Source organism: Mycolicibacterium moriokaense, assembly GCF_010726085.1.
Lineage (GTDB): Bacteria > Actinomycetota > Actinomycetes > Mycobacteriales > Mycobacteriaceae > Mycobacterium > Mycobacterium moriokaense.
Window position 1 is genome coordinate 270,852 of record NZ_AP022560.1, and the last position, 22,882, is coordinate 293,733.

Here is a 22,882-nt window from a genome sequence, read left to right on the forward strand (position 1 = left end):
GTACGACCCGACTCTTGCGCGAGCGGCGCACTTTGCGGTGCTTGCCTGGCATCTAACCAGCCTTCGACCCCCGTGATCTTGAACCTCCGGAGGGCACCGTAACAGGAACGTAATTTTCTGGCTAACGTTTCCGAAAATTCTTGCTCACGGAATCTGTTGGGCCTGTGCTGATTCCTTCATAAAACGCCGCGAGCTGCGAGTTCAGCAACGTATCACTTTGCCCGCAATACGTGCGTTGCGGCCGTCGCGGCCTGACCGGCGTATCCCTTTCCGAACAACACGACGTGCGCAAGCAGCGGATACAGCTGATGCAGCGGGACCCTGTCCTGCCAGCCTTCGGCGAGGGGGCGCTGTCGCTGATAGCCCTCGAGGACCGCGTCCAGAAACGGGCAGCCGAACAGCGCCAGCATCGCCAGGTCGGTCTCCCGGTGTCCGCCGTGCGCTGCGGGGTCGATGAGTGTGACGCCTCCGGGCGTCCACATGACGTTGCCGCTCCACAGGTCGCCGTGCAATCGGGCGGGGTGATCGCCGTCGACGTCGAAGTCACCGCGGTCACACCGGTCGATCACCGCCTGGACCACGTCGCGCGCCGAGGGCTCCAGAATCGCGGCGGCGCGGGCCGCCATCGGCGCCAGCCGCTCGCGGGCGTAGAACATCCCCCAGGTGTCGAATCCGGTCATCGACATCGGGAGCGGATGATGCAGCGGCCCGAAGAAGCCGGGTCCGCTCCAGCCGTCCGGTGGCGCGCCGAAGGCACCCGCGCCCTCGTCATGCGTACGAGCCAACCGGCGGCCGAACTCGTATGCGGCGTCGCGGTCGGGCCGAGCGGATTCGAGCCGTTCCAACGTCAGACTGGTGTCGTCGTATCCGATGACACGGGCACACGGCACCCCGCCCTCGGCTGACGAAAGCCACTGCAGCCCAGCAGCTTCGCAGGCGAAGAAGCCCGCGGGCGCGTTCGGGTTGTGTTTGACGAAGGTCGGCATCCTAGGGTTGGCCGGTCACCTTCCGTAGCGTGAGGTCGCGCAGTTTCGTTGGTAGCGCGGTCATCAATGCCACCTGCGCCTTCGGAGCGAGTCCGACGATGTAGCGGGCGCGGGGCCGACGGGCGGTGAGCGCCTCCTCGACGACGACGGACACCTTTTCGGTGGGGACGGCGATGCGCTGCGACATCGGGATCGTCTTCCTGAATCCCGTGATGTGCTTGGCGTAGAGGCTCCTGTGCTCGGGTGTCAGGCCCGCTTCCAGCTCCGCCACCATGTCGTCGGCGGTGCGCCACATGTCGGTGTCGGTTTGCGCCGGCTCGACCACAACGACGCGGATCTTCCAGGGGGCCAATTCCATTCGCAGCGCGTCGGCGGCGGCCTCCAACGCGAATTTGCTCGCCGCGTACGCACCGACCAGAGGCATCGACATTCGCCCGTTGACGCTGGAGATGAACACGATGCGGCCGCGGGACTTGCGGAGCCGAGGCAGCACCGCACGAGTGACAGCGAGTTGGCCGATGACGTTGACCTCCAGCTGCTTTCGCCACTCGTCGGAGCTCAGCGTCTCCATCGCACCGCCGACGGCGATGCCCGCGTTGTTGACGACCGCGTCGAGGCGCTCGGGTAGCGACGCCTCCAAGGCGGCGATGTCATCGGACGAGGTGACGTCGAGGATCACCGACGACACCCGTTGGGGGTCGAGTTTGGTGACCGCGTCGGCGTCCTCCCGGCTGCGGACCCCGGCGATGACGTCCCAGCCGCGCGCGGCCAGATGTTCGACGATGCCCTTGCCGATACCGCGTGATGCGCCCGTGACGAGTACAGATGGCATAGGTGGAGACTAGTGCGCCCGCCGCGCACCGAACCAGAAGATGGCCGCGCTGCAAGCCACGACGGCGGCGGCCAGTCCGATCACGGGCGCGACGGCGAACCGGGTCAGCGTCGCGCCGACGGCGGCACCGGACAGGATCGCGAAGATGACGCTGAAACGCAGCTTCTCGCGCTCACCGGTGCCCCCGGCCAGCCGACTGTCGAACCCGATGCCGGAGATCGTCGTCGTCAGGACGGTGGTGGACAGCTCCTGGATGCCGAACTGGCGCGCCGTGGAGTTCTGGATCCCGAACGTCACCGCAAGCCCCGCGATCAGGAACAGCTTCGAGCGATCGTGGTAGTCGATGACCCCCGTGCCGGCAAGGATCGCCAGCGACACAAGCAATAGGACCTCGAGGGAGAGGGCGACGCCGAGCCAGTGGTGTACCTCGCGATCGAGATGCCGAGCCAGTCGACCGCCGAGCACCGCGCCCGTCACGAAGGAGGCGACCGCGACGAACGCGGCGGTCACGTCGACCACCGTGGAGGGGGCCAGCCAGAACCCGAGGAAGATGGCGTTGCCCGTCATGTTCGCGACGAACACGTGGCCGAGCTTTAGCACGCTGACCGCGTCGACGAGGCCGGTCGCGAAGGTCAGTAACAGTAGGGCGAGGTAGGTCAGGCGTGGGGAGACCGGTGATTCGACGGCCACGTTCGGTGAATGCTCCGACCTACAACTGCGGCGTGAGATCGAACGACGTCACGGTGGACATCTTGGTGATCAACCACTTTGCGTCTTTACGCTGCATCGTCAGCCGGTACGAGAGGTAGCGCAGCGAGGGGATGTTCTTGGTCACCGGGCTGGTGGCCACCGAGTTGGTGTACACGATCGCGGTGGCCTCGTCGGCGGACAACGACTCCACCGCCGCTCCCATCACCTGGGTGGTGTTGGTGACTTGCGCCTGCTTGTTGGGGGCGACGATCGCGTCGATGTACTTGCGGTACTCGTTGGCGAAATCGCCGCCCAGGAACACTTCGGCGCGGTCCGGCAGCTGCTCCATGTTGTCGGGAGTGTAGGTCCACAACGTGGAGATCGCGCTGGCCGCCGTGCGGGCGACGTCGAGCTTCGTGTCGACTGCCGCACGCTGGGCCAGGTACGGCTGCAGCGTCGCACCCGCGAAGCCGGCGGCGGCGACGAACAGGACCGCCGCGGCGGTGGCGGCGATGATCAGCCGTTTGCCTGCGGGGCGATGCGGCACCAGGATGCGGTCGTCGGCCGGCTCGGAATCCTCGGTGGCGTCGGGTTCCTCGGATTCGACGGGTTCTTCCGGTTCCTCGGCCTGGGCCGGCTCATCCGGTTCGGCTTGTTCGGGTTCAACGGTTTCGGCGGTAACCGGCGCCTGCCCCCTGCGAGTGCGCCGCGATTTGCCGACCGGCTTGGGCGGTGCCGGGGTGGTCTCCTCCGACGATTCTTCGGAAACCGGTTCGGGCTCAGCGGCTTTCGGTCGACGCCGCAGCGAAAACCTCCGACCGCGGGGTGCGGCCGGCGATTGGGTGTCCGTCGCCTCGGCGTCGGTGGTCAGATCACCTGGATCAGCTGGCTGATCTTCCACTGCTGTCCTTCCTTGATTGCCGTTGCGACCCAGCGGTTTCCGCTTTCGATCGTCGACTTCCCGTCGGGCGACTTGGAGGTGACCTTCGTCGCCACCAGCACGTCGGCGCTGCCGTCGTCATTCCACCGCTGGACACCCGCGGCCACCACGGTGCCCGTCGTCGGCTCGGCCTGCGCAACTTGTATCAGGATCTCGTTCTGCTTCTCCTTGAACATCTTTGCGAAGTCGCCGGTGCCCTCCGTGAGGATCCGATCCGCATATGCGTTGGCGTTGAACGGATCCAAGCTGGTGTACGACGTCATGAACGCCTGGACGTAATCCAGGACCTGGGCGTCGTTGGCTCTGGTGCGGATGTCGTCGCGGTGACTGACGAATATCAGCGTGCCTGCGGTCAGCAATGCCGCGATCAACACCGACACGACCGCGGCGAGTACCGGCAGGCCCCACCGGCGCGGTGGCTTCGGCTTCACCTCGAAGAAATCGGGCTCGTCGGACTCGATCTTGCGCCGTGGACTCATTGGCCACCCCCATTCATGAGGGGCTTCTTCAACACGGTGAGGTTGGCGACCTTCCACCGGCCGTCGCCGGACTTCTCGAAGTTGACGCGCAACGTCGCCGTGATGAACTTCAGATCCTTCGGATCGGTACCGCGCTGCCCCTGCAACGCGACCAACATCTCCGCCTGGTTCGCCGACGCCGACAACACCGCGCTGCTGACGGCCCAGTACTCGTTCGACGTGGCACCGGCCTGAAGCACCGCCTGCTGCTGTGCGATCAACTGATCCCGGTAAGCGTCGGTGGTCAGCGTTTGTGCGCGTGAAAAGTCCTGCGGCAGGGTGTCTTTGGTGTAGCTCAGCATCTGCTCGACGATCCTGGGGCCCTGCTCGGCGATCTGCCGGCGCGCGACATCGACCGCCCGCTCCGGCCGATACACCATCAGATAGCTCAGTCCCACGGCCAACGCGCACACCACCGTTGCCGCGACCAGCACCGCCCCGGTCGGTCTGCGCATGTCGCGTTGTGTGCGCTCGACGGCGTGCACCTCGGTGCGGAGCAGCAGATCGGCGAACGTCCGGCGGCGGCCATCCCACAGCGGCCAGAGCCACCCGATGAATAAAGCCACGGTGTCCAGCAGGTGTGCCAGATCGCGTCCGACCAGCCGAAGCACCCCCGGCGCGGCACCGTCGCGCGTACGCACCGCAATACCGAAAAGCGCTCTGCCCAGGCTCCATCCGGTGATCGTGGGAAGCAGCAGCCGGTTGACCGCCATCGCCACGATGGTCAGCGCGGCGGTGCCCACGAAGACCCACCACAGCCAGCCCCGCCACGGTGCGCTCCACGCCGACACCGCCATGGTCGCGATCACCGCGACGCCAAGCAGCACATCGATGGCGAACGCACCCGCCCGGGCCCACCAGGTCGCCAACGGCGTTTCCGGTGTCACCTGCGTGTCGGGTTTGTCGTCCACGGTGTCCAGTACAGCGGTCACGAGGTGACCTGGTCCAGCTTCGCGATTTTGTAGGTGCCCTCGTCGGGCGCCATCCGCAGCCGCAGGCGGTAGCCCTGCTCCTGGTCGGCGGCCTCGGAGTTGGTCACCTTCACCCGCACCGCGACCATGACGTCGAACGATCCGTCGTCGTTGTGTCGTTCGACGGCGGCCCGCATATCGGACACCTGCACCTTGACGTTCGCTGCCTGGTAGGCGTCCACCAGGACACCGCTGTACAGGCTGGCCTGTGCGCCGAAGTCACCCGTCGAGCATTCGATGATCTTCGACTGTGCGGCGGTCATCGCGGTGACATCGGGCGCATGGGTGGCCGCTACGCAGTCCCTGGCCGCCTGCAGGGCCGCCGCTTCCTTGAGCGCGTTGTCCTCGCTCTGCTGGTTCGCCTTCAGCGCGAGATAACCCCCGACCCCGCCTGCGGCGGCCAGGACCAACAGGCCGGCACATATCCCGCCGACCCAGCCGCGCCCGAGCCGTGACGGGCGGCGGGTGTCGGCCGGCTGGGCTTCTGCGGTTGGCTCTTCTGGTTCGGTGTTTTCTTGCTCTGTAGATACTGCTAACGACTCGTCGGGCGCCTGATCAGCATCGGTGGGGTTCAGCTGGCGGGTGCCAGCATCTCCTTCCATCCGTCGTCTCCTGGGTTACTTGAATTGCTGACGTTGTACCTGACGCCATCAGGTCCAACCACCTGCCCGCTAGCCGGGCTGTAGACGGCCGTGGAGCCGGGAGGCCCTGGTGCCGGAGTGTAGATGCACGGGTTGGGTTGCTGTCCACTGCACGTGACGGTGCCCTGGCCAGGAGGGCTGAGCGGGTCACTGATCGGCGCCGTGGACTGCGGCGGAGGCAGCTGGTCGGCGGGCGCCGGGTTCACACCGTTGTTGACCGTTGGCGCCGGGATGACACCCCGTCCGGGGTTTACCCCCTGGTCGCAGCGCGCACCTGGCGCCGGACAGGACAGGATCTGGTTCGGGTCGCCGTACCACGGGTTGGTGCCGAGCGGAACATACGGTTCGTTGCTGCGGCATTCCATCGGGGTGGCCGCCCGCTTACCCGGCACGTCGACGCACGGATAGTTGCGCGCGCCGCGAACGACGTTGCCCTGGTAGTCCTTCGGGATCTTGCAGTAGGTGTTCTTGGGCAGCGGCGCCATGCTCGTGTCGGCCGGCGAACGCCATTCGGATGCGGGCAGGAACCCGGTGAGGCACGGCGGCGGCTGGTTGATGGAGAGCGCGAGTGGCAGCTGACCGAGGTCCTCGAACAGCACACCCGCCTGCGCGGCCGCCGCGCCCTGCGGCAGGATCACCAGCGTCTGCTCCAGACCCTTGTTATAGCGCTTGAGCATGTCGATGACGATCGACAGGTTGGCGAGCGTCTGCGGCAACGAGTCCCGCACACCGCTGAACACCGCATTCACCTGGTCCGCCGTGGGCGCCGCCTGCTCGAGACCGCTGCGCAGCGCGGCATCCTGCTCGGCCGACTGCGAAGCGATGATGTTCAGATCGCGCGACCACTGCGCGATGTTGTCGCCGGACTGCACCTGGCTGTCCAGGATCGGCGCCGAGTTGGCGATGATGTCGTTGACTTGCGGCAGGTTGTCCCTGAAGCCCTCCGCGAGGTTGGTGGTGGAGTCGACAAGTCGTTGCAGCGCCGGGCCCAAACCGCCTACGGCATTGGAGGTTTCGGTGAGCAGGGCGTCGATCTTCTCCTTGGGCAGCACGGCGAGTCCCTTGTTGGCCGCGTCCAGCGCGGGACCGACCTCGCTCGGCACGGTGCTCTCGGTGATGGTCGAGCCGGGACTCAGGTACTGACCGGGGTTACCGGTCGACACCAGGTCCAGGTACTGCTCGCCGATGGCCGACACCGAATGCACGTTCGCCGTCGCATCCGCGGGGATCTTGTACCGGTTGTCGATGCTCATCGTCGCGCGCGCACCCCGCTCGGTGGGCACGACGCTGGTGACCTTTCCAATCTGGGTGCCGCGGTACGTCACGTTGGCCGTCGCGTACAGGCCACCGGAACGCGGCAGTTCGGCGTGCAGTTCGTACTGCCCGATGCCGACGAGGCTGGGCAGGCGCAGGTAGTACCAACCCAGCACCACGACCGCGATGAGCGTCAGGATGGTGAACAGCACCAACTGGACCTTGATCAATCTGGTCAACACTGCTCACTCACCCCTTTCCACAAGCGGTCCGCCCGGAACGTTGTGCGGGTTCGGCGTGAAGCGAACATCCGGGATCATGGTCGCCGGATCGCGTCCCCAAGCCTGCTCGAGTGCCCGCAGCATGCCCGAGACTCCCGTTCCCGACAGGATGGTGTTGTCGAGTGCGGACAGCGTCAGGTCGACCGTCAGCGAGGCGTTGAGGTAGTCACCACGCACCACCTTCGGCACGTTCTCGATCGAGAACGGTGCGGTGAGAAGCAGTTTCAGCGCGCCGATGACGTACGGCGACGCCCGGCCCAGCTGCTTCAGTGGCCGCTGCAGGTTCTGCAGGTTGGTGTGCAGGTTGTCGCTCGCGGGCGCCAACGCGTTGTCCGCGGCGAGGCTGATGCGGCCGAGCGCCTCGACGGCGTCGGCGAACAGGTCGCGGGTGTCGGCGAAATGCTTGATCAGCGGCGGGAACTCGGTCAGCACCTGATCCAGCGTGTCGTTGCGCTGCGCCACGATCGACAACAGCCGGTTGGTGGAGTCGATGGCGCGGGTGATGTCCTCGGTCTGCTTGTTCAGCTCGTCGGTGAACGTGTCGAGCTTGTTGAGGAACTCCCGGATCTGGTCGGCCCGCCCGTTGAGCACATTAAAGATCTCGGTCTGGATCGTCTCGAGGTTCTGCACCCCGCCGCCACGCAGGATGGTGGCGATGCTCGCCAGCACCCGCTCGGTGCTCGGGAACGCCGAGCTGTTCTTCAACGGAATGGTGTCGCCGTTGCGCAGCGGTTGATCCGACGGATCAGGCGGCGGCTCCAGCTCGACGTGCTGACTGCCCAACAGGCTGGTCTGGCCGATCCTGGCCAGCGCGTTGGACGGCAACCCGAGGTTGGGTTCCATGTCCAGGGTCAGCGTCGCCACCCAGTTCTTCAGCTCGATCGACCGGACCCGTCCAACGAACACATCGGCGACCCGGACACGGCTGTTGACGTTGAGCGCCAACGTATCCGGCATCTGGACGTAGACGGTCATCCGCTGCGAACCGGTGCCAGGACCGCCGGGCAGCTCCACATTGGAGATGCCCCGCCATGGCCACACACCGCACGAACTGAGCACCAGCGCGACCGCGGCGAGCGCGACGGTGCGTAGCGCGATTCGACTCCATCTGCGACCGGTCATCATCAGCCTGCCTCAGCGGGTAGCGGTGGTCCGGCGGGTACGGCGGCGGGTGCCGCCGGTGCGGGTCCGGGGCCGGGCCCCGGAGCGGGGATCGGACCTGTCAGCGCCGCACTGCCCGGGTCACCCGGGATCACACCGGGAGCGGGGCCCGGCGGCGGTCCCGGCTGCGGGTACCACGGTGGCGGCAGCGGGGTGTTCTCCGTGTACGCGTTCGGTGGGCCGGCCTGATGCGGACCGCCGAAGGTGGGCGGCGCAGGCGGGATCACGCAGTCCGGACCGCCCATCAGCTCGGCGAGGCACTCCGGGAACATCATGTTCGCGGTGAACGGCTGCACCTCGATGCCCTGCATACCGGGTGCGGCCACCCAACCCTGCTCGTGGTTGCCGTGGGAGAACAACGTGTCGCGCGACCAGATGCCGGGCACGGTCGTGTCCTTGTAGCCCGGCGGCGGCTGCAGCCTGGGCTCGGAGTACGCGACCTGCTTGGGCAGCGTCATCGCCGAGGTGAACTGGTTGACACCGAAGGGCGGGAAGTTGAACTTGATTGCATCCAGGATCGGGGCGAGGTACTGCGCGCACATCTCGGCCGACTCCTGATAGCCCAACCGGCTACCTGCCTGAATCGAACTGCAGATGAACTGAATCGGGTTGGCGAAGTTGTTGATGACCGGGATGCCCATCACGCCACCGGTGACCGGCGAGATGATGTTCATCAGGTTGGCGCCCAGCGTGGGGAACACGTGCAGTGCGGTCTCCAGCCCGTCCTTCGACTCGGGCTGCAGGATCGCGTTGGTGGTGTCCGCCAGGTTGTTGATGTCGTGCGTCAACACCTCGGCGTTCTCGTCGAGGAACTGCCGCGTGGTCGACAGCAGCGAGTTGAGATCCTGCAGCGCGTTGGCGACCTCGCGGTTGGTGTTGGTGAACGCACTGGTGAATGTCGCGAGATCGTTGTTCAGCGCGACGAACTGCTGATCGCTCTTGTAGAGCGCGTTGACGAACAGCGCCAAACTCTTGACCACACCGAAGAAGTCGCCCCGGCCCTCGTTGAGTGTGAACAGTGCCTCGGAGAGCCCGTTCAGCGTCCGGTTGAGCTCCTCACCCTTACCCGCGAATCCGTCGGCGGCCGATTCGATGATGTCGCCGAACGGGCCCTTGGGCTGTTCGGGAGTCGGCCCCAGGTCCTGCAGGATGCGGTTGATGGAGTCGCGGAGCTGGTCGTACTCCACTGGGATCTGCGTGCGGTCGATCGGGATGACCGCGTTGTCCTCCATCACCGGTCCGCCCGTGTACGGCGGTGACAACTGGATGACGCGGGACGCGACCAGGCTCGGGTTCAGGATCGACGCGGTAGCGTTGGCGGGCACCTTGAACTTGTTGTCGTAGCTGAAGGTGACCTTCATCTTGTCGCCGGCCGGCTCAATCGAGTCGATCGTCCCGACCTTGACACCCATGATCTGGATCTTGTCGCCGGGGTACAGGGCCAGCGTCTCGCTGAAATAAGCGACGACGGTGTTGGTGGTCAGCTTCTTGTACAGGTTCCAGCCCACGAAAACGGCCACCAGGCCGAGGATCACCACGAGGGTGCCGATGATGACCGCGGCACGAGAAACGTGCGGCAGCTTCAGGTTTCGAACGTTGAAGATCGTTGACATCGGTTACACCCCCCTACTGTCCCTGCGAAAGTGGTGGAAGGAACGGCGGGTTCCCTGGCAATGGCGGTGTGCCGGCGGGCCCTGCGTCCGGTCCCGGCCCCGGCGGTGGCGGCGGCCCGGTCAAGGCCGGTGGCAGCGGGGCGATCCCCGGCGTGAAGTCCGGCGGCAGCGGAGGCTGCGGACCCACCGGAACCGTGCGGGCGCCGGGCGGGGCAGGCGGCAGCGCCGCGGGCACCCCGGGCATATCCGGCGAGATCTGGCCCGGGATCGCGGCCGCGGGCACACCCGGCGACGGCTGCGGTCCGTGCGCGTTGGGGTCGGACGTGACCACGTCGGGCGGCCCGTAGGCGGGACCACCGAACGGTCCGATCGACAGATTCGCGCACGGCAGCGGGTTGGCCGCGGTCGGGATGCCGTCGGGCGGCGGCGTGTACGAGCACGGCGAGCCCTTCAGCACACCGGGTCCCGGATGTTCCGGCGTGCCTTCCAGCACGGCGGGCCCAGGCGCCGGAGCACCGTTCGGGAACCGGGTCCCGTTCGGATCCGGGAAGCGCCAGGCGGGCAGACCCGCGTCGCCCCAGAACTTTTCGGGATCGATACCGCGCTTCTTGAACGCGGCATCGACGAAGGGTTGCAGTATCTGGCCGGGCAAAAGGTTGACCAGCATGACCTTGAAGTAGGGGCCGGAGGCGACCGCCTCACCGAGCGACGCCACGAAGCTGGCGACCGTGGTGAGGGTGTCCATCAGGTCATAGCGGCGCGCGGAGAGGACGTCGCTGATCACGCGCAGTTGTTCGAGCACCCGGTTCAGATTCGGGTTGTCGTTGATGAAACCCTCGATCTGCTCGGAGAATGCGCCGACGCGTTCGAGCAGCATGCTGACGGCGTACTGCCGTTCGTTGATGGCGGCCAGCAGCTGCTGGGCGTTGACCAACAGCTTGTTGATCTGTTCGCCGCGGTTACCGAGGATGCCTGCGATCTGGTTGGCGTTGGCCAACAGTTGCTTGATCTGGTCGTCGCGCTTACCGATGGTCTCGGAGAACCGCGCCACGCCGTCGAGTGCGGCGCTCAGGTGCGGATAGGTCTGGTCGATGGTCTCCGACAGCACGTTCAGCGATCGCTTCACGGTCTCGGTGTCCCAGTTCGACGACGCCTCGGTCACGTCGAAGAACGCATCGTAGATCTGGTACGGCGTGGTGGTCTGACCGAGCGGCAGAGTCCCGTTGGCTCGCAACGATGTTGACCCGCGCGGCTCGATCTCGATGTTGCGGCGGCCGAGGATGGTGTCGGTACGGATGGCCGCCCGGCTCTCGGTCCCGATCTGCGTGCCGCCGAGCGAGAAGCCGATCCTGACCTTGTCGCCGACGATCTCCGCGCTGCGCACCAGGCCGACGTCCACGCCCGCTATGCGCACCTTGTCACCGTTGAGGAGGCCACCGGTGTCGGAGAACTCCGCGTAGTAGGTGGGTGTCGCGAACAGCATCGGCACGCTGGCGAAGCTCTGCCCGACACCGATCACGAGGATGAGGACAAGAATGCCCATCAGCCCGTTACGGACGCGGTTCGATCCCTCCAGAGTTCTCATTGCGGCGTGCACCTACCCGACGGCTGGCTGAAGAGTTTCACCGTCCGCACCGGACCACCGGGCTGCAGACCGTTCATCCGGATCGAGATGTCGCAGGAATAGAAGTTGAAGAAGTCACCGTAGATACCACCCGCGCGCCCGATGATCTTGAACGCCGTGGGGAGCCTGGTGAGGATGTCGTTGAGCTTGTCCTTCTGGTCGACCAGCGGCTGCTGAACGGCCTCGAGATTGCTGACCGTGCTCTGCAGCACCGGGCGGTTGTCCGCCAGCAGATCCGCGATTGTCCCTGCGGCATCGCTGATTTCGGCCACCGACGTGGCGATGGGATCGCGGCGGTCGTTCAGCCCCGTGATCAGCGCCTGGAAGTCCTGCACCGTCTCGTCGAACTGCTGCTGATGCTTGACCGTCGTATCGAGCACGGTGTTGAGGTTCTTGATCACCTCTCCGATCGCCTGGTCGCGGTCCGCCAGCGCCGACGTCAGTGACGCGGTCTGGTCGAGGATGTCGTTGATCGTGCCGCCCTGCCCCTGGAACACCGTGATGATCGACTGGGCGATGGTGTTGACCTTGTCCGGATCGAGGGCCCGGAACACCGGGCGGAATCCGCCGATCAGCGCGTCGAGATCCAGTGCGGGCTCGGTGCGGTCGATCGGGATGGTGCCGCCGGCGGGCAGCCGCCGGTCGCTCTCGCCCCGCTTGAGCTCCATATACCGATCGCCGATGAGGTTGAGGTAGCGGATCGACGCGGTGGTGCCCTCATAGAGCGGCAGCGAGCGGTCGACGTTGAAGTCGACCCGGACCTGCGATCCGTTGTTGATGAGCTCGACCTTGGAGACCTTGCCCACTTCCACACCCGACGCGCGGACGAACTGCCCTTCCCTAAGCCCGCTGGCGTTCGAGAACACCGCGGAGTACCCGGTGGTGCGGTCGAAACGCACCTGGCCGAACACCACGATGATGATCGCGGTGAACAGCAACAGCACCAGGGAGAAGGCGCCGAGCTTGATGGCTGTACCGGTGATTTTCATGGGTTGATCGTGTTCTCCCCCACCTGGCGACCCCAGACGTACTCGATCAGGATCGGCTGGCCCAACTCGAAGTGGTTGTACGGCGCGATCGAGACGCCGGTATCCATCACGAGGTAGGGGGCCGGCCACAGGTCACGCGTGATCGGCTGCCAGCAACCGGGCTTGCCCTCGGGACCGCCCCTGGCGTTCACCCGCGGCAGGTTGTCCGGGTAGACGTAGGGGTTGCCCGCGCCCATGAGTCCCGTCAGCGTCCGCAGCGAGTAACCGTTGCCGCCGAGCGAGGCGGCCACCTTCGGTTCGACGTCGTGGAAGTTGCGGATCGTGCAGAACAGCGCCGGGCTGTACTCGTCGAGGATCTCCGACGGGCGGATCAGATCCGCGGCGCCGCGAACCAGATACGGACCGCCGCGCTCGAAGACGTCGGCGCCGGTGTTGCCGAAGCCGACCGCGGCCATCAGCGCCTGGTCGATGTTGCCCTGCTGCTGGTTGAGCGTGCGGGCGGTGGTCACCGCGTTCTGTAGGCCGTCGAACAGATCCGGTGAGGCGTCGGCGTACACGTCACCGAGATCGGCGAGCAACTGGTTGTCGCGCCGGATCTGGGGCATCCGCGGATTGATGTCGGACAGGATCTCGTTGCCGTTGATGATCGACTGGCCGAAACGGTCACCCAGGCCGTCGAGCGCCTCGGCAGTGGCGGACAGCGTCTGATTCAGCTTGATCGGATCCACCTGCTGCGCCAGCGACACCACCGTCTCGAACAGGGTGTTGAACTCGGTGGTCACCGATGTCACGTCGATCACGTCGGATGGTGTAATCCGCTGCGGTGATGGATCTTTCGGCGAGGTGAACGAGATGTACTTGTTGCCGAACACCGTCGTCGCACTGATGTCGGCCTGCACGTTCTTCGGAATCAGCTTGATGTATTTGGGATCTACGTCGAGGACGATCTTCGCCCGCGGCTCACCGTCGACATCCACCGCGTTGATCGTGGCCACCCGGCCGATCTCCACGCCGTTGAAGGTGACTTTCGCGCCGGGATCCATCGACAGGCCCGCCCGCGCCGACATCATCGTCAGCTGTTCGCGCGGCATGAAGTCCCCGCGGAACTGGAAATACACCAGCACCAGTGCGGCGATCGTCAAGAGCGACAACACCAGTCCCGCCAGCTTGTACGGCGGGGTGCGGGGCGAGTTCAGCGGCGCGGTCATGGCGCTACACCGTCAAGTTGAAGTTCGGGTCGACGCCATAGAGCGCCAACGACGCGAACAGGACCACACACACGATCGCGACAAGGGATGCGCGCATCGACCGGCCGACGGCCTCGCCGACGCCCACCGGTCCGCCGCTGGCGAAATAGCCGTAATAGCAATGGTTGAGCATCACGATGACCGAGATGATGATCGCCTGAACGAACGACCACATGACGTCATCGGGGCGCAGGAACGTGCGGAAGTAGTGCTCGTAGGTGCCGATCGACTGTCCGTAGAAGAACGTCGTGGTGACCTGGGCCGACAGGAAGCTCATGATGATCGCCATCGCGTACAGCGGGATGATCACGATGAAGCCGGCCATGATGCGGGTGGACACCAGGTAGGAGATGGACTTGATGCCCATTACCTCCAGCGCGTCGATCTCCTCGCTGATCCGCATGGCGCCCAACTCTGCGGTGGCACCGGCGCCGACGGTGGCGGCCAGCGCCTGTCCCGCGACGACGGGTGCAGCGATGCGCACGTTGATCAGCGCGGCGAAGAATCCGGTGAACGCCTCGACGCCGATGTTGCCCAGCGATGCGAAGCCCTGGATGGCGACGAGGGATGAACCGGACAGCGTCACGAAACCGACGATCGCCACGGTGCCGCCGATGACAGCCATCGCACCGGTGCCCATGCCGATCTCGGCGATCAGCCGCAGGGTTTCCCTGCGGTAGTAGCGCAGCGCGTGACCGATGGACCCGATCGCGGTGACGACGAACCACGCGACGTGGCCGACGCTGTCGAGGAACCGGGCCGGAGCGGTGATGACATCCGCCCCGCGGGAGAACCCCCGCGGAAACCGAGAACGCAGGACCTGGGTCGTGCTCACGTCAGCTCCCCGTTCCGAATCGGACACCGATCGTGGTCAGCACCACGTTGACCGCGAACAGGGCAATCACGCACAGCACCAGGGTCTCGTTGACCGCGGTGCCGACGCCTTTCGCACCGCCCGCGACCGTGAGCCCGCGATAGCAGCCGACCAGCCCGGCGATCAGGCCGAAGGTCATGGCCTTCACGACCGAGATCAGCACTTCGGGCAGCCCGGTGACGAGGGTGAGGGTGGCGACGTAGGCGCCTGCGGAGACGTTCTGGAGGTAGACGCCGAAGATGAAGCCGCCGACGAGGCCGATGGTGATCACCGCGCCGTTGAGCAACAGTGCGACGAACGTGGAGGCGACCACGCGGGGGACGACCAGACGCTGGATCGGGTCGATGCCGAGCACCTCGAGCGCGTCGATCTCCTCACGGATGGTGCGGGCACCCAGGTCGGCGCAGATTGCGGTGGAGCCCGCGCCGGCCACCACCAACACGGTCACCAGGGGGCCGAGCTGAGTGACGGCGCCCAGTGCGGCACCGGCACCGGAGATGTCGGCCGCGCCGAACTCGGTGAGAAGGATGTTCAGCGTGAAGATGAGGAGCACGGTCAGCGGGATCGACACCGCCAGCGTCGGCAGGAACGCCACCCGCATCAAGAACCAGCTCTGCAGAATGAACTCGCGCCACTGGAACGGCGGCTTGAAGAGAGCTTTGCCCGTGAGGACGCACATCCGCACGAATCCGCCGACCGCGGTGAGCCCTGGCCGCACCTGGTCGCGTACATAGCCGACGATGTCGGTCGACGTCGTCATCGGTGCGCTCCCACGACGAAACCGCGGCCATGGTGGCGCGACGGCTGCCCCTGTCGCACGCGGCCTCCTTGCCCCAACCCGCTGACTGTGACCAGCGTCTCCCTACTCGTCGGTAGTAAGACAGACCACAGGACTGTACCCGATGCAAACGCCGCAATGGACCGCATCCGAGAGATTGAGCCCTCAACCGTTAGCAAACCCACCCCGATTCCCTAAATCTCTTGTGCGCCAGCAGAAACCGTCGGTGGGGTGGTGCTTTCGCCCGCGTCAACCGTCTTGCCGCCCCCGAAGCGCACCCGCAACTCGGTTTTGAGGACTTTGCCAGCGGGGTTACGGGGTAGCGCATCGACGACCTCGAGAGCCTTCGGATGCTTGTACCGCGCAAGGCGTTCGGTGAGGAATTCATCGAGATCGGCGAGTTCGATTTTGTGGTCGGCGCCCACCGCAACCACCGCCACCGGCACTTCTCCCCACTTGTCGTCCGGCCGGCCGATCACCGCCACCTCGGCGATCGCGGGGTGTGCGGCAAGGACGTTCTCGACCTCCGCGCAGTAGATGTTCTCGCCGCCGGAGATGATCATGTCCTTCTTGCGGTCGACCACCCAGATGTAGCCGTCCTCGTCCTGACGAACGAGGTCGCCGGAGTGGAACCAGCCGCCTGCGAAGGCCTCCGCGGTGGCTTCGGCGTTGTTCCAGTAGCCGGCCATCAGCGTCGGCGCGCGATAGACGATTTCACCGACCTGGCCGATCTCGACGTCGTTCATGTTCTCGTCGACGACGCGCGCGGCCACCGTGGGAATCACCCTGCCGACCGAACCGAGTTTGCGGATCGCGTCGTCACCCAACAGCATGCACGTCACCGGAGACATCTCCGTCTGGCCGAAGGCGGCGAGGATCTGCGCGCCGGGGAACGTCTCAGACATGCTGCGCAGCAACGTATCTGAGGCCGGTGCGGCACCCCAGGACAACATGCGCAACTTCAGGTTCCGCGGACGCGCGCGCTGCTCGGCGACCACCGCCTGCCACTGCGCGGGCACCAGGAAGATGCCCGTCACCCCTTCGGTCTCGAGGACGTCGAGCAACTCAGCGGGGTCGAACGCCCCCAACGGATAGAGGACCGTCGGGCGGCCGAGCATCAGTCCGGGCAGCATGCCGCCGATGCCGGCAATGTGGAAGAGCGGCACGCCGATGAAGCCGACGTCGTTGTTCAGGTCGGCGCCGTTGCTGAACAGCATCGTCATCGTCTGGCCGGTGAGGTTGGTGTGGGTGAGCACCGCCCCCTTGGGCCTACCGGTGGTCCCCGACGTGTACATGATCAGCGCGGGCGACTCGTTGGGGATGTCCACGAGCGGGGCCGGAACGCCCTCCTCGGCGATCAGGTCGTCGTAACCGACGAAGGCGTCGTCGGTGGTGCCGCCGGCGACGATGACGGTTGTCAGCGTCGCATCGATGTCGCGCACCGCGGCCGCCACGTTGGCGAGCACCGCTTCGGTGATGACGACCTTCGCCTGACAGTCGCTGACCAGGAAGGCGATCTCGGGTGGGGTCATCCGGAAGTTGACCGGCACGGCGATGGCCCCGAGCTTGTTGACGGCCAGGAACGACTCGATGAACTCGGTGCGGTTGAGCATCAGGATCAGGACGCGGTCGCCGAAGGCGACCCCGCGTCGGCTCAGTGCACCGGCAAGGACGCTGACGCGGTCATCGAGTTCACGCCAGGTCGTGGTGTGGCCGAGGAATCGCAACGCCGTGTCGTTGGGCTGCATCAGCGAGTGCCGGGCGAGCTGGTTGGTCCAGTTCTGTCGGCGTGCGAGATACGGCTGCTCAGTCGGGTCCGGCGCTAACGGGGAAGCCAACGGCGACGACTCCTTCTGATCCTTGGGTTGCGTGAAATTGATATTTGATCAAACATTGTGTTGCCCCGGTCACAGTATGGCCTCGGCGGCTCGGGTACAACCCCACGCCAAAATGACCGGAGAATCCCGTGAACGCACCCTCCAGACCCCGGCCCCGGCCCCGGCGCGCGGTGCGGCGCGAACAGCTGTCCGACGAGGTGGCTGCGCGGCTGCGCGCCGACATCATGACCGGTGTCCTGCGGCCCGGCACGTTCATCCGGTTGGACGAGACCGCCGCGGCCCTCGGCGTCAGCATCACGCCGGTCCGCGAGGCACTGCGCACCCTGCGCGGCGAGGGCATGGTGGCGCTCGAACCCCATCGGGGGCACCTGGTCCTCCCGCTGACCCGTGACGACATCGACGACATCTTCTGGTTGCAGGCCACCATCGCCCAGGAGTTGGCGGCCAGCGCCGCCGAGCGGATCACCGAGGCGGAGATCGACGAGCTGGAGAGGCTCAACGAGGAGCTGGCCGCCGCGGTCGAACGGCACGACCCCGAAGAGATCGCCGTGGCGGAGTTCGCATTCCACCGGGCGTTCAACAGGTCCACGGGCCGCATCAAGCTCGCGTTTTTCCTGTTGCATGTCGCGCGCTACCTGCCGGGACAGATCTATGCGGCGAATCCTGAGTGGGGCGTCGCCGCCGTGGCCGCGCACCGCGAGACGATCGCTGCGCTGCGCCGCGGCGATGTGGACACCGTCGTCAGGCTGACCGGTGGCGAGTTCACCGATGGCGCGCAGCGGCTGATCGCCCTGCTCAATGAGACGAAGCTGTGGGGCTGACGTCAGGATTCGCCGGTTGAGAGTTCCTCGGCGCGGGCCTTCAGATTGCCCGCCAGATAGTCGAGCGTGTCACCGATCGCCTTCTTGACCAGCTGGCTCGGGATCGACAGCTTGGTCTCGACGTCCAAGTCGACGGTGAGCAGCGACGTCGCCCCGATCGGGACCACCGAGAACTTCTGCTCCTGCTTCTCGAAGAAGTCGCCCTGCTGTAGCACCGTCTGGATCTGGTTCTCGCCGGGGTAGTACACCGCGGTGATGAACGTCCCCGACTGCCCCTGGACGACGACATCGAGACGCAGTTGGCTGGGCCGGCCGTCGTCGTAGCGCGCCAGCACCCAGCTGCCCTTGATCTCCTCGTTCCACAGCGGATACGACTCGAAGTCGGCGACGATCCCCATGATCGCCTCGGCGGGGGCGGCGACCTCGACGGTCTTGCTGACGAACGGCATCGCCCGAGCATATCGGCTACTCGACACGCGCCTTTTCGAGCAGGGAGCGGATCACCTCCGGTACCGGCACCGGTCTGCGGCCGACCCGGTCGACGTACACGTGCACCCAGTGTCCGACCGCGGCCGCCGGTGCATCGGCCTTACCGGCCGCAGCGTCCTGCCACAACCCCAACCGGTACGTCACGCTGCTGTTGCCCAACCGGGTGACCGCCACACCAACGAAAAGCGTTGCAGGGAAACGCAGTTCGGCGAAGTACCGGCACCCCGACTCCGCGACAACGCCAAGCCACGGCACGGTGAGCGGGTCGATGTCGCATGTGGTGTTGATCCACCCGTTGATCGCGGTGTCGAACAGCTCGTAGTACACCGCGTTGTTGAGGTGGCCGAACATGTCGTTGTCGGTCCATCGGGTGGTCACCGGCCAGTGCACGGGAAAGTCGGCGCTGGTGAGCGATCGCTCGCTACTGCTCATGCGAGCAGTCTGGCAGTCCCACCTAGCAGTCTGCGTTCACGCTCTCCCCTCTTGTCGCACGCCCGATGACGAGTGGGTGGACGACGGAGGGCATGCCACGCCACACGGCCTCGCGGACCTCGACGGTGAAACCGTGGGCGCGCATGCGCTCGACGGTGTCGCGGTTGCAGCGGCAGCCGCCCGCGAAGTGGCGCCACGGTTCGGCGAGTTTGTCCTGAAACGCCGCCAGTCGACGCGAGTTCGCACGCACGTGCTCGATGAACAGCAACTGCCCGCCGGGTCGAAGTAGGCGGGCGATTTCACGCAACGCACGATCGGGATCGTCCACCGTGCATAGGCAAAGCGTCGACACGACGGTGTCCACGGACTCGGCCGCGAACGGCAGCCGTTCGGCCTGAGCGTCGACAACGCCTGTGAGACAACTGTTTCGATGCAGTCGGCGCGACAGCTTCTTGCGCATCCCCGGCTCGGGTTCGGTGAGCAGCAAATCGGTGACCGCCTCCGGATAGTGCGCGAGGTTCAGCCCCGTGCCGGCCCCGATCTCGACGACGCGGCCGTAGGCGTCGGCAAGCAACTCTCTGCGCCGGCGGCGCATACCCCGGAGTTCACCCAGCCACAGCAGGGGGTCATAGACGGCGGCGAAAACCTGCAACCACGCGGCGGACGGTGGCTTCGGCAATTCGACACCCGGCTTGATGTCAGCGATTTCAGTCATGGCGCAAACGTAGGAGTGACGACGTCGCGCCCGCATCGCCGAATACGGCCATTTTCTGCCGATGGCCGCTTTCGGCTATCTCACAGCAGTCCGAGCCGCGCAGCCTCTGCTACGGCGGCGGTTCGCGAGGTGCGCCCCAGCTTGCGGCGGATGTTGGCGACGTGGCGGTGCACGGTGTGCGGGCTGAGCACCAGCTGCTCGGCGATCTCGCGATCGTTGAGACCGCGCGCGATGCACGCCAGAATTTCGCGCTCACGGACCGACAGGACCTGCTCGTCGTCGCCCACCTGCTGCGGTGGCGCCTGTCCCGGTGCCAGCATCTCGCGGCACGCGCGGACGACGGCATCGGCGTCACCGTGCCACGGGAAGTGCGCGCTTCCCGTCAGCGGGATGAATGTCGCGCCCGGAATCGCGGCCGCGACCTCGCGTCCGAGCCGGTAGGGCACGGCACGATCTTCGCGCCGGTGCACCACCAAGGTTGGCGAGCGGACGAGCGGCAGCTGATCACGAACGTCGAGCCGATAGACGAGAGCCAACACCGCCGCGGCGGTGTTGGCCGTCGCCGACTCACGCTGCAACCGGCCGAACCGCTCCTGCTCGTCGGCGGTAGCCCCGCCGAGGAAGATATCCCCGAGAAGACGGGCCCCCAGGCCCCAATGTGCTTGTATCGCAGCCAATATCGCGTCGCCCACTCCGGGCGGCGTCAGTACCGTTCCATCTGCATACGACCCGTAGAGGACAATCCGTTGGACGCGTTCGGGGAACGCTGCGGCGAACGCGACTGCGGTGCAACTCCCCGACGAGCCGCCGATGAGCGAAACGCGCTCGAGCCCGAGTTCGTCGATGAGCGCGCGCAGCACCGCGACCTCGCTGTCGAGCGTCAGATCGGAATCGTGCAGCGTGCGGTCCGACATGCCGACCCCGAGCCGGTCGTACCGGATCAAGGTGTATCCGTCGGCGATGCCCTCCCAGAAGCGCCGAAAGTCGGCGTCCTGCCAGTCGAGTTCGAGATGACTCACCCACCACGCCGGAGCCACCAACGGCGGACCGCTACCGCGCACCTCGTAGGCCACCCGGCGTCCACCGACGGGCAGAAACCGGATCTCGGAGCGAGCCAGCATCTCCGCAGCGTAAGTGGGGACTGTCGGCTTCGGCATGGTAACGGGCAGGCTGTAGTGATGAGAATCCGCGGCGCCGTACTCGAACAGATCGGACTGGACCGCCCATACGGCGAATCGCGGCCGATCGCCGTGGACGACCTCGACCTGGCACCACCCGGCGCGAATGAACTCCTCGTCCGGATCGAGGCGGCAGGCATGTGTCATTCCGACCTGTCGGTCGTCGACGGCAGCCGTGTCCGTCCGGTGCCGATGCTGCTCGGGCACGAAGCGGCAGGGGTCGTCGAGGAGGCCGGACCCGGGGTCTCCGACGTACACCCCGGTCAGCGACTGGTGATGACCTTCCTGCCCAGGTGCGGCCAGTGCGAGGCGTGCGCGACCAACGGGCTGACGCCCTGCGTCGCCGGCAGCGCTGCCAATGCGGCGGGCACGCTGATGGGCGGTGATCGCCGACTCTCGCGCGACGGACAGCCGATCCATCACCACCTCGGCGTCTCGGGTTTCGCCACCCACACCGTCGTCGACCGGCGCTCGGTCGTTCCGGTACCCGCCGACGTGCCTGCCCAGGTCGCGGCGCTGCTCGGATGCGCCGTGCTGACCGGCGGCGGTGCGGTGATCAACGCGGGACGACCGCGTCAAGGCGACACCGTGATCGTCGTCGGACTCGGCGGCGTCGGCATGGCGGCGGTGCTCACCGCTCTCGCGCGGGACGACGTCCGTGTCATCGGCGTCGACCAGCTGACTACCAAACTCGAGCTGGCGCGCACCATGGGTGCGCATGCGGCCTACACCCCGGACGAGGCGCGTGAGGCCGGGATCAAGGCAGCCGTCGTGATCGAGGCCGTCGGCCATCCGAAGGCGGTGGAGACGGCCGTCGACCTGACCGCCGCGGGCGGCCGTACCGTCTGCGTCGGGCTCCCCCGGCCCGACGCGCGAATCAACCTGTCGCCGTTGGGGTTTGTGGCTGAGGGCCGTTCGCTGATCGGCAGCTACCTCGGCTCAGCCGTGCCGTCGCGGGAGATCCCGCACTTCGTCGGCCTGTGGCGCGCGGGCCGGCTGCCGGTCGAGTCGCTGGTGTCGTCGACGATCGGGCTCGATGACATCAACACCGGTATGGATCAGCTCGCCGACGGCAAGGCCGTGCGTCAGATCATCAGTTTCGACTAGCCGCGGCTTCGGCGTTCGCGACGCCCGCGCGCCGCAGCGCCGAGACGATGAGCGCACGCAGCCGACGGCTCACCTCGAACTGCTTACCGGGCAGCGTGCGCGCCACCACCCGCAGGTTCACGGTGTCCTTCTCGATGCTTTCGACACCCATCAGCTGCGGCTCGTCGAGCAGCAGATCGGCAAGGCGGTGGTCGCGCATGGCGGCCGTCGACACCTCGCGCAATGCGTCGTTCGCGACGTTGAGGTCCGTCGAGGTGGGCACGGGGACGTCGACCACCGCGCGGGCCCAATCCTTGGACAGGTTGAGCGATTTGACGATCTGTCCGTTGGGCACGGTGAACACCTCACCGTCGCTGGTCCGCAGTTTGGTGACGCGCAGGGTGACGTCCTCCACCGTGCCACGTGCCTCGCCGCCCGCGGTGACGGTCAGTGCGACGAGGTCACCGAATCCGTACTGCTTCTCGGTGATGAGGAAGAAGCCGCTGAGCAGGTCCTGCACGATGCGCTGGGCGCCGAAACCGAACGCGGCACCGAGTACGGCGGCGGGCGCGACCAGCGACCCGATCGGCAGGCCGAGCTGGTTGGCGATGTCGATGCCGACCACGATGTACAGCACCGCGATCGCCACCGACGAAATCACTGAGGCGACGGCTCGCCGGTGTTTCACACTTTCCGGACGCAGCACCGCATCGTTGGTGTCCCCGCGGTCGAGTCGCTTGCTGAGGCGACGCGCGATGAACCGGATCAGCCTGGTGGCGATCATTGCGAAGAGCAGCACAGCGGCAATGTGCACGCCCTTGGTCAGCAGCCAGTCCGTGAGAGATTCAAGTGTTGGAGGCATAACGGGGACCGGCTTCCCGTTCGCCCCGCATGATCAAACACGTATGTGAACCGGCGCACGGT

The 22,882-nt window shown here is 66.3% G+C and carries 23 protein-coding genes; 2 read left to right on the forward strand and 21 right to left on the reverse strand.

Features of this window, described 5'->3' with window-relative positions:
- Positions 1-212: 212 nt before the first annotated feature.
- The 16 genes from G6N43_RS01200 to fadD5 all read right to left on the reverse strand — a co-directional run bounded on the left by G6N43_RS01200 (position 213) and on the right by fadD5 (position 17,237).
- Positions 213-986 carry a fructosamine kinase family protein gene (locus G6N43_RS01200; protein ID WP_083153079.1) on the reverse strand — a complete coding sequence of 258 codons (774 nt, stop codon included), beginning with the start codon at positions 984-986 and terminating at the stop codon, positions 213-215.
- Position 987: 1 nt separating this feature from the next.
- Positions 988-1,818, reverse strand: a complete 831-nt coding sequence (locus G6N43_RS01205) for an SDR family oxidoreductase (RefSeq protein WP_083153082.1) — start codon at positions 1,816-1,818, stop codon at positions 988-990.
- A gap of 9 nt (positions 1,819-1,827) precedes the next feature.
- Entirely contained in the window at positions 1,828-2,508 is a 681-nt protein-coding gene (locus tag G6N43_RS01210) for a YoaK family protein (protein ID WP_083153085.1), read from the reverse strand.
- Between the two features lie 19 nt (positions 2,509-2,527).
- On the reverse strand, positions 2,528-3,409 hold the full coding sequence (locus G6N43_RS01215; protein WP_083153087.1) for a mammalian cell entry protein: 882 nt from the start codon (positions 3,407-3,409) through the stop codon (positions 2,528-2,530).
- Positions 3,376-3,927 (reverse strand): Rv1363c family protein, encoded by a 552-nt coding sequence (locus G6N43_RS01220; RefSeq protein WP_083153089.1) that lies wholly within the window; start codon positions 3,925-3,927, stop codon positions 3,376-3,378. The genes G6N43_RS01215 and G6N43_RS01220 overlap by 34 nt, the downstream gene beginning before the upstream one ends.
- Positions 3,924-4,898 carry an RDD family protein gene (locus G6N43_RS01225; protein WP_083153091.1) on the reverse strand — a complete coding sequence of 325 codons (975 nt, stop codon included), beginning with the start codon at positions 4,896-4,898 and terminating at the stop codon, positions 3,924-3,926. Before G6N43_RS01225 ends, G6N43_RS01220 begins: the two co-directional genes overlap by 4 nt.
- Positions 4,895-5,539: an Rv1363c family protein gene (locus G6N43_RS01230; RefSeq protein ID WP_083153093.1), complete on the reverse strand. Its 645-nt coding sequence runs from the start codon at positions 5,537-5,539 to the stop codon at positions 4,895-4,897. Before G6N43_RS01230 ends, G6N43_RS01225 begins: the two co-directional genes overlap by 4 nt.
- Entirely contained in the window at positions 5,509-7,074 is a 1,566-nt protein-coding gene (locus tag G6N43_RS01235; RefSeq protein WP_083153095.1) for an MCE family protein, read from the reverse strand. The genes G6N43_RS01230 and G6N43_RS01235 overlap by 31 nt, the downstream gene beginning before the upstream one ends.
- A 3-nt stretch (positions 7,075-7,077) precedes the next feature.
- The gene (locus tag G6N43_RS01240; RefSeq protein ID WP_083153098.1) at positions 7,078-8,238 is read right to left on the reverse strand and encodes a virulence factor Mce family protein; all 1,161 of its coding nucleotides are present in this window, start codon (positions 8,236-8,238) and stop codon (positions 7,078-7,080) included.
- Positions 8,238-9,887 (reverse strand): virulence factor Mce family protein, encoded by a 1,650-nt coding sequence (locus G6N43_RS01245; protein WP_083153101.1) that lies wholly within the window; start codon positions 9,885-9,887, stop codon positions 8,238-8,240. Before G6N43_RS01245 ends, G6N43_RS01240 begins: the two co-directional genes overlap by 1 nt.
- A gap of 13 nt (positions 9,888-9,900) precedes the next feature.
- The gene (locus G6N43_RS01250; RefSeq protein ID WP_083153103.1) at positions 9,901-11,472 is read right to left on the reverse strand and encodes a virulence factor Mce family protein; all 1,572 of its coding nucleotides are present in this window, start codon (positions 11,470-11,472) and stop codon (positions 9,901-9,903) included.
- Positions 11,469-12,500, reverse strand: coding sequence for a virulence factor Mce family protein (locus G6N43_RS01255; RefSeq protein WP_083153105.1), 1,032 nt, complete (start codon positions 12,498-12,500; stop codon positions 11,469-11,471). Before G6N43_RS01255 ends, G6N43_RS01250 begins: the two co-directional genes overlap by 4 nt.
- A complete protein-coding gene (locus G6N43_RS01260) occupies positions 12,497-13,708 on the reverse strand; it encodes an MCE family protein (protein WP_083153108.1) in 1,212 nt (403 codons plus the stop codon). The genes G6N43_RS01255 and G6N43_RS01260 overlap by 4 nt, the downstream gene beginning before the upstream one ends.
- A 4-nt stretch (positions 13,709-13,712) precedes the next feature.
- Positions 13,713-14,582 (reverse strand): MlaE family ABC transporter permease, encoded by an 870-nt coding sequence (locus tag G6N43_RS01265; RefSeq protein ID WP_083153110.1) that lies wholly within the window; start codon positions 14,580-14,582, stop codon positions 13,713-13,715.
- 1 nt (position 14,583) lies between these two features.
- Positions 14,584-15,381: an MlaE family ABC transporter permease gene (locus G6N43_RS01270; RefSeq protein ID WP_083153113.1), complete on the reverse strand. Its 798-nt coding sequence runs from the start codon at positions 15,379-15,381 to the stop codon at positions 14,584-14,586.
- Between the two features lie 212 nt (positions 15,382-15,593).
- Complete coding sequence (gene fadD5 / locus G6N43_RS01275) at positions 15,594-17,237, reverse strand: fatty-acid--CoA ligase FadD5 (RefSeq protein ID WP_083153116.1); 1,644 nt, start codon at positions 17,235-17,237, stop codon at positions 15,594-15,596.
- A 128-nt stretch (positions 17,238-17,365) separates the two neighbouring features.
- Between fadD5 and G6N43_RS01280 the strand changes: the two genes are divergently transcribed.
- Positions 17,366-18,058 carry a GntR family transcriptional regulator gene (locus G6N43_RS01280; protein WP_083153119.1) on the forward strand — a complete coding sequence of 231 codons (693 nt, stop codon included), beginning with the start codon at positions 17,366-17,368 and terminating at the stop codon, positions 18,056-18,058.
- Positions 18,059-18,060: 2 nt separating this feature from the next.
- Here the strand turns inward: G6N43_RS01280 and G6N43_RS01285 are convergent, their stop codons facing one another.
- The 4 genes from G6N43_RS01285 to G6N43_RS01300 all read right to left on the reverse strand — a co-directional run bounded on the left by G6N43_RS01285 (position 18,061) and on the right by G6N43_RS01300 (position 20,815).
- Positions 18,061-18,507, reverse strand: coding sequence for an SRPBCC family protein (locus G6N43_RS01285; protein WP_083153121.1), 447 nt, complete (start codon positions 18,505-18,507; stop codon positions 18,061-18,063).
- A gap of 16 nt (positions 18,508-18,523) precedes the next feature.
- A complete protein-coding gene (locus tag G6N43_RS01290) occupies positions 18,524-18,979 on the reverse strand; it encodes an acyl-CoA thioesterase (protein ID WP_083153124.1) in 456 nt (151 codons plus the stop codon).
- Between the two features lie 22 nt (positions 18,980-19,001).
- A complete protein-coding gene (locus G6N43_RS01295) occupies positions 19,002-19,694 on the reverse strand; it encodes a class I SAM-dependent methyltransferase (RefSeq protein ID WP_234810132.1) in 693 nt (230 codons plus the stop codon).
- An 80-nt stretch (positions 19,695-19,774) separates the two neighbouring features.
- Positions 19,775-20,815 (reverse strand): alpha/beta fold hydrolase, encoded by a 1,041-nt coding sequence (locus tag G6N43_RS01300; RefSeq protein WP_083153129.1) that lies wholly within the window; start codon positions 20,813-20,815, stop codon positions 19,775-19,777.
- Positions 20,816-20,869: 54 nt separating this feature from the next.
- Here G6N43_RS01300 and G6N43_RS01305 point away from each other — a divergent pair, with 54 nt between their 5' ends.
- The gene (locus tag G6N43_RS01305) at positions 20,870-21,979 is read left to right on the forward strand and encodes an alcohol dehydrogenase catalytic domain-containing protein (protein WP_179967950.1); all 1,110 of its coding nucleotides are present in this window, start codon (positions 20,870-20,872) and stop codon (positions 21,977-21,979) included.
- On the opposite strand, the gene G6N43_RS01310 is transcribed toward G6N43_RS01305, so the two are convergent.
- On the reverse strand, positions 21,966-22,820 hold the full coding sequence (locus G6N43_RS01310; RefSeq protein ID WP_083152001.1) for a mechanosensitive ion channel family protein: 855 nt from the start codon (positions 22,818-22,820) through the stop codon (positions 21,966-21,968). The genes G6N43_RS01305 and G6N43_RS01310 overlap by 14 nt on opposite strands.
- Positions 22,821-22,882: the final 62 nt, after the last annotated feature.

Coding starts and splice junctions, on each gene's coding strand:
- G6N43_RS01205 (WP_083153082.1), bottom strand. CDS start 1,818: ATGCCATCTGTACTCGTCACGGGCGCATCACGCGGTATCGGCAAGGGC.
- G6N43_RS01250 (WP_083153103.1), bottom strand. CDS start 11,472: ATGAGAACTCTGGAGGGATCGAACCGCGTCCGTAACGGGCTGATGGGC.
- G6N43_RS01290 (WP_083153124.1), bottom strand. CDS start 18,979: ATGAGCAGTAGCGAGCGATCGCTCACCAGCGCCGACTTTCCCGTGCAC.
- G6N43_RS01300 (WP_083153129.1), bottom strand. CDS start 20,815: ATGCTGGCTCGCTCCGAGATCCGGTTTCTGCCCGTCGGTGGACGCCGG.
- G6N43_RS01200 (WP_083153079.1), bottom strand. CDS start 986: ATGCCGACCTTCGTCAAACACAACCCGAACGCGCCCGCGGGCTTCTTC.
- G6N43_RS01255 (WP_083153105.1), bottom strand. CDS start 12,500: ATGAAAATCACCGGTACAGCCATCAAGCTCGGCGCCTTCTCCCTGGTG.
- G6N43_RS01220 (WP_083153089.1), bottom strand. CDS start 3,927: ATGAGTCCACGGCGCAAGATCGAGTCCGACGAGCCCGATTTCTTCGAG.
- G6N43_RS01285 (WP_083153121.1), bottom strand. CDS start 18,507: ATGCCGTTCGTCAGCAAGACCGTCGAGGTCGCCGCCCCCGCCGAGGCG.
- G6N43_RS01240 (WP_083153098.1), bottom strand. CDS start 8,238: ATGATGACCGGTCGCAGATGGAGTCGAATCGCGCTACGCACCGTCGCG.
- G6N43_RS01310 (WP_083152001.1), bottom strand. CDS start 22,820: ATGCCTCCAACACTTGAATCTCTCACGGACTGGCTGCTGACCAAGGGC.
- G6N43_RS01260 (WP_083153108.1), bottom strand. CDS start 13,708: ATGACCGCGCCGCTGAACTCGCCCCGCACCCCGCCGTACAAGCTGGCG.
- G6N43_RS01230 (WP_083153093.1), bottom strand. CDS start 5,539: ATGGAAGGAGATGCTGGCACCCGCCAGCTGAACCCCACCGATGCTGAT.
- G6N43_RS01270 (WP_083153113.1), bottom strand. CDS start 15,381: ATGACGACGTCGACCGACATCGTCGGCTATGTACGCGACCAGGTGCGG.
- G6N43_RS01245 (WP_083153101.1), bottom strand. CDS start 9,887: ATGTCAACGATCTTCAACGTTCGAAACCTGAAGCTGCCGCACGTTTCT.
- G6N43_RS01295 (WP_234810132.1), bottom strand. CDS start 19,694: ATGACTGAAATCGCTGACATCAAGCCGGGTGTCGAATTGCCGAAGCCA.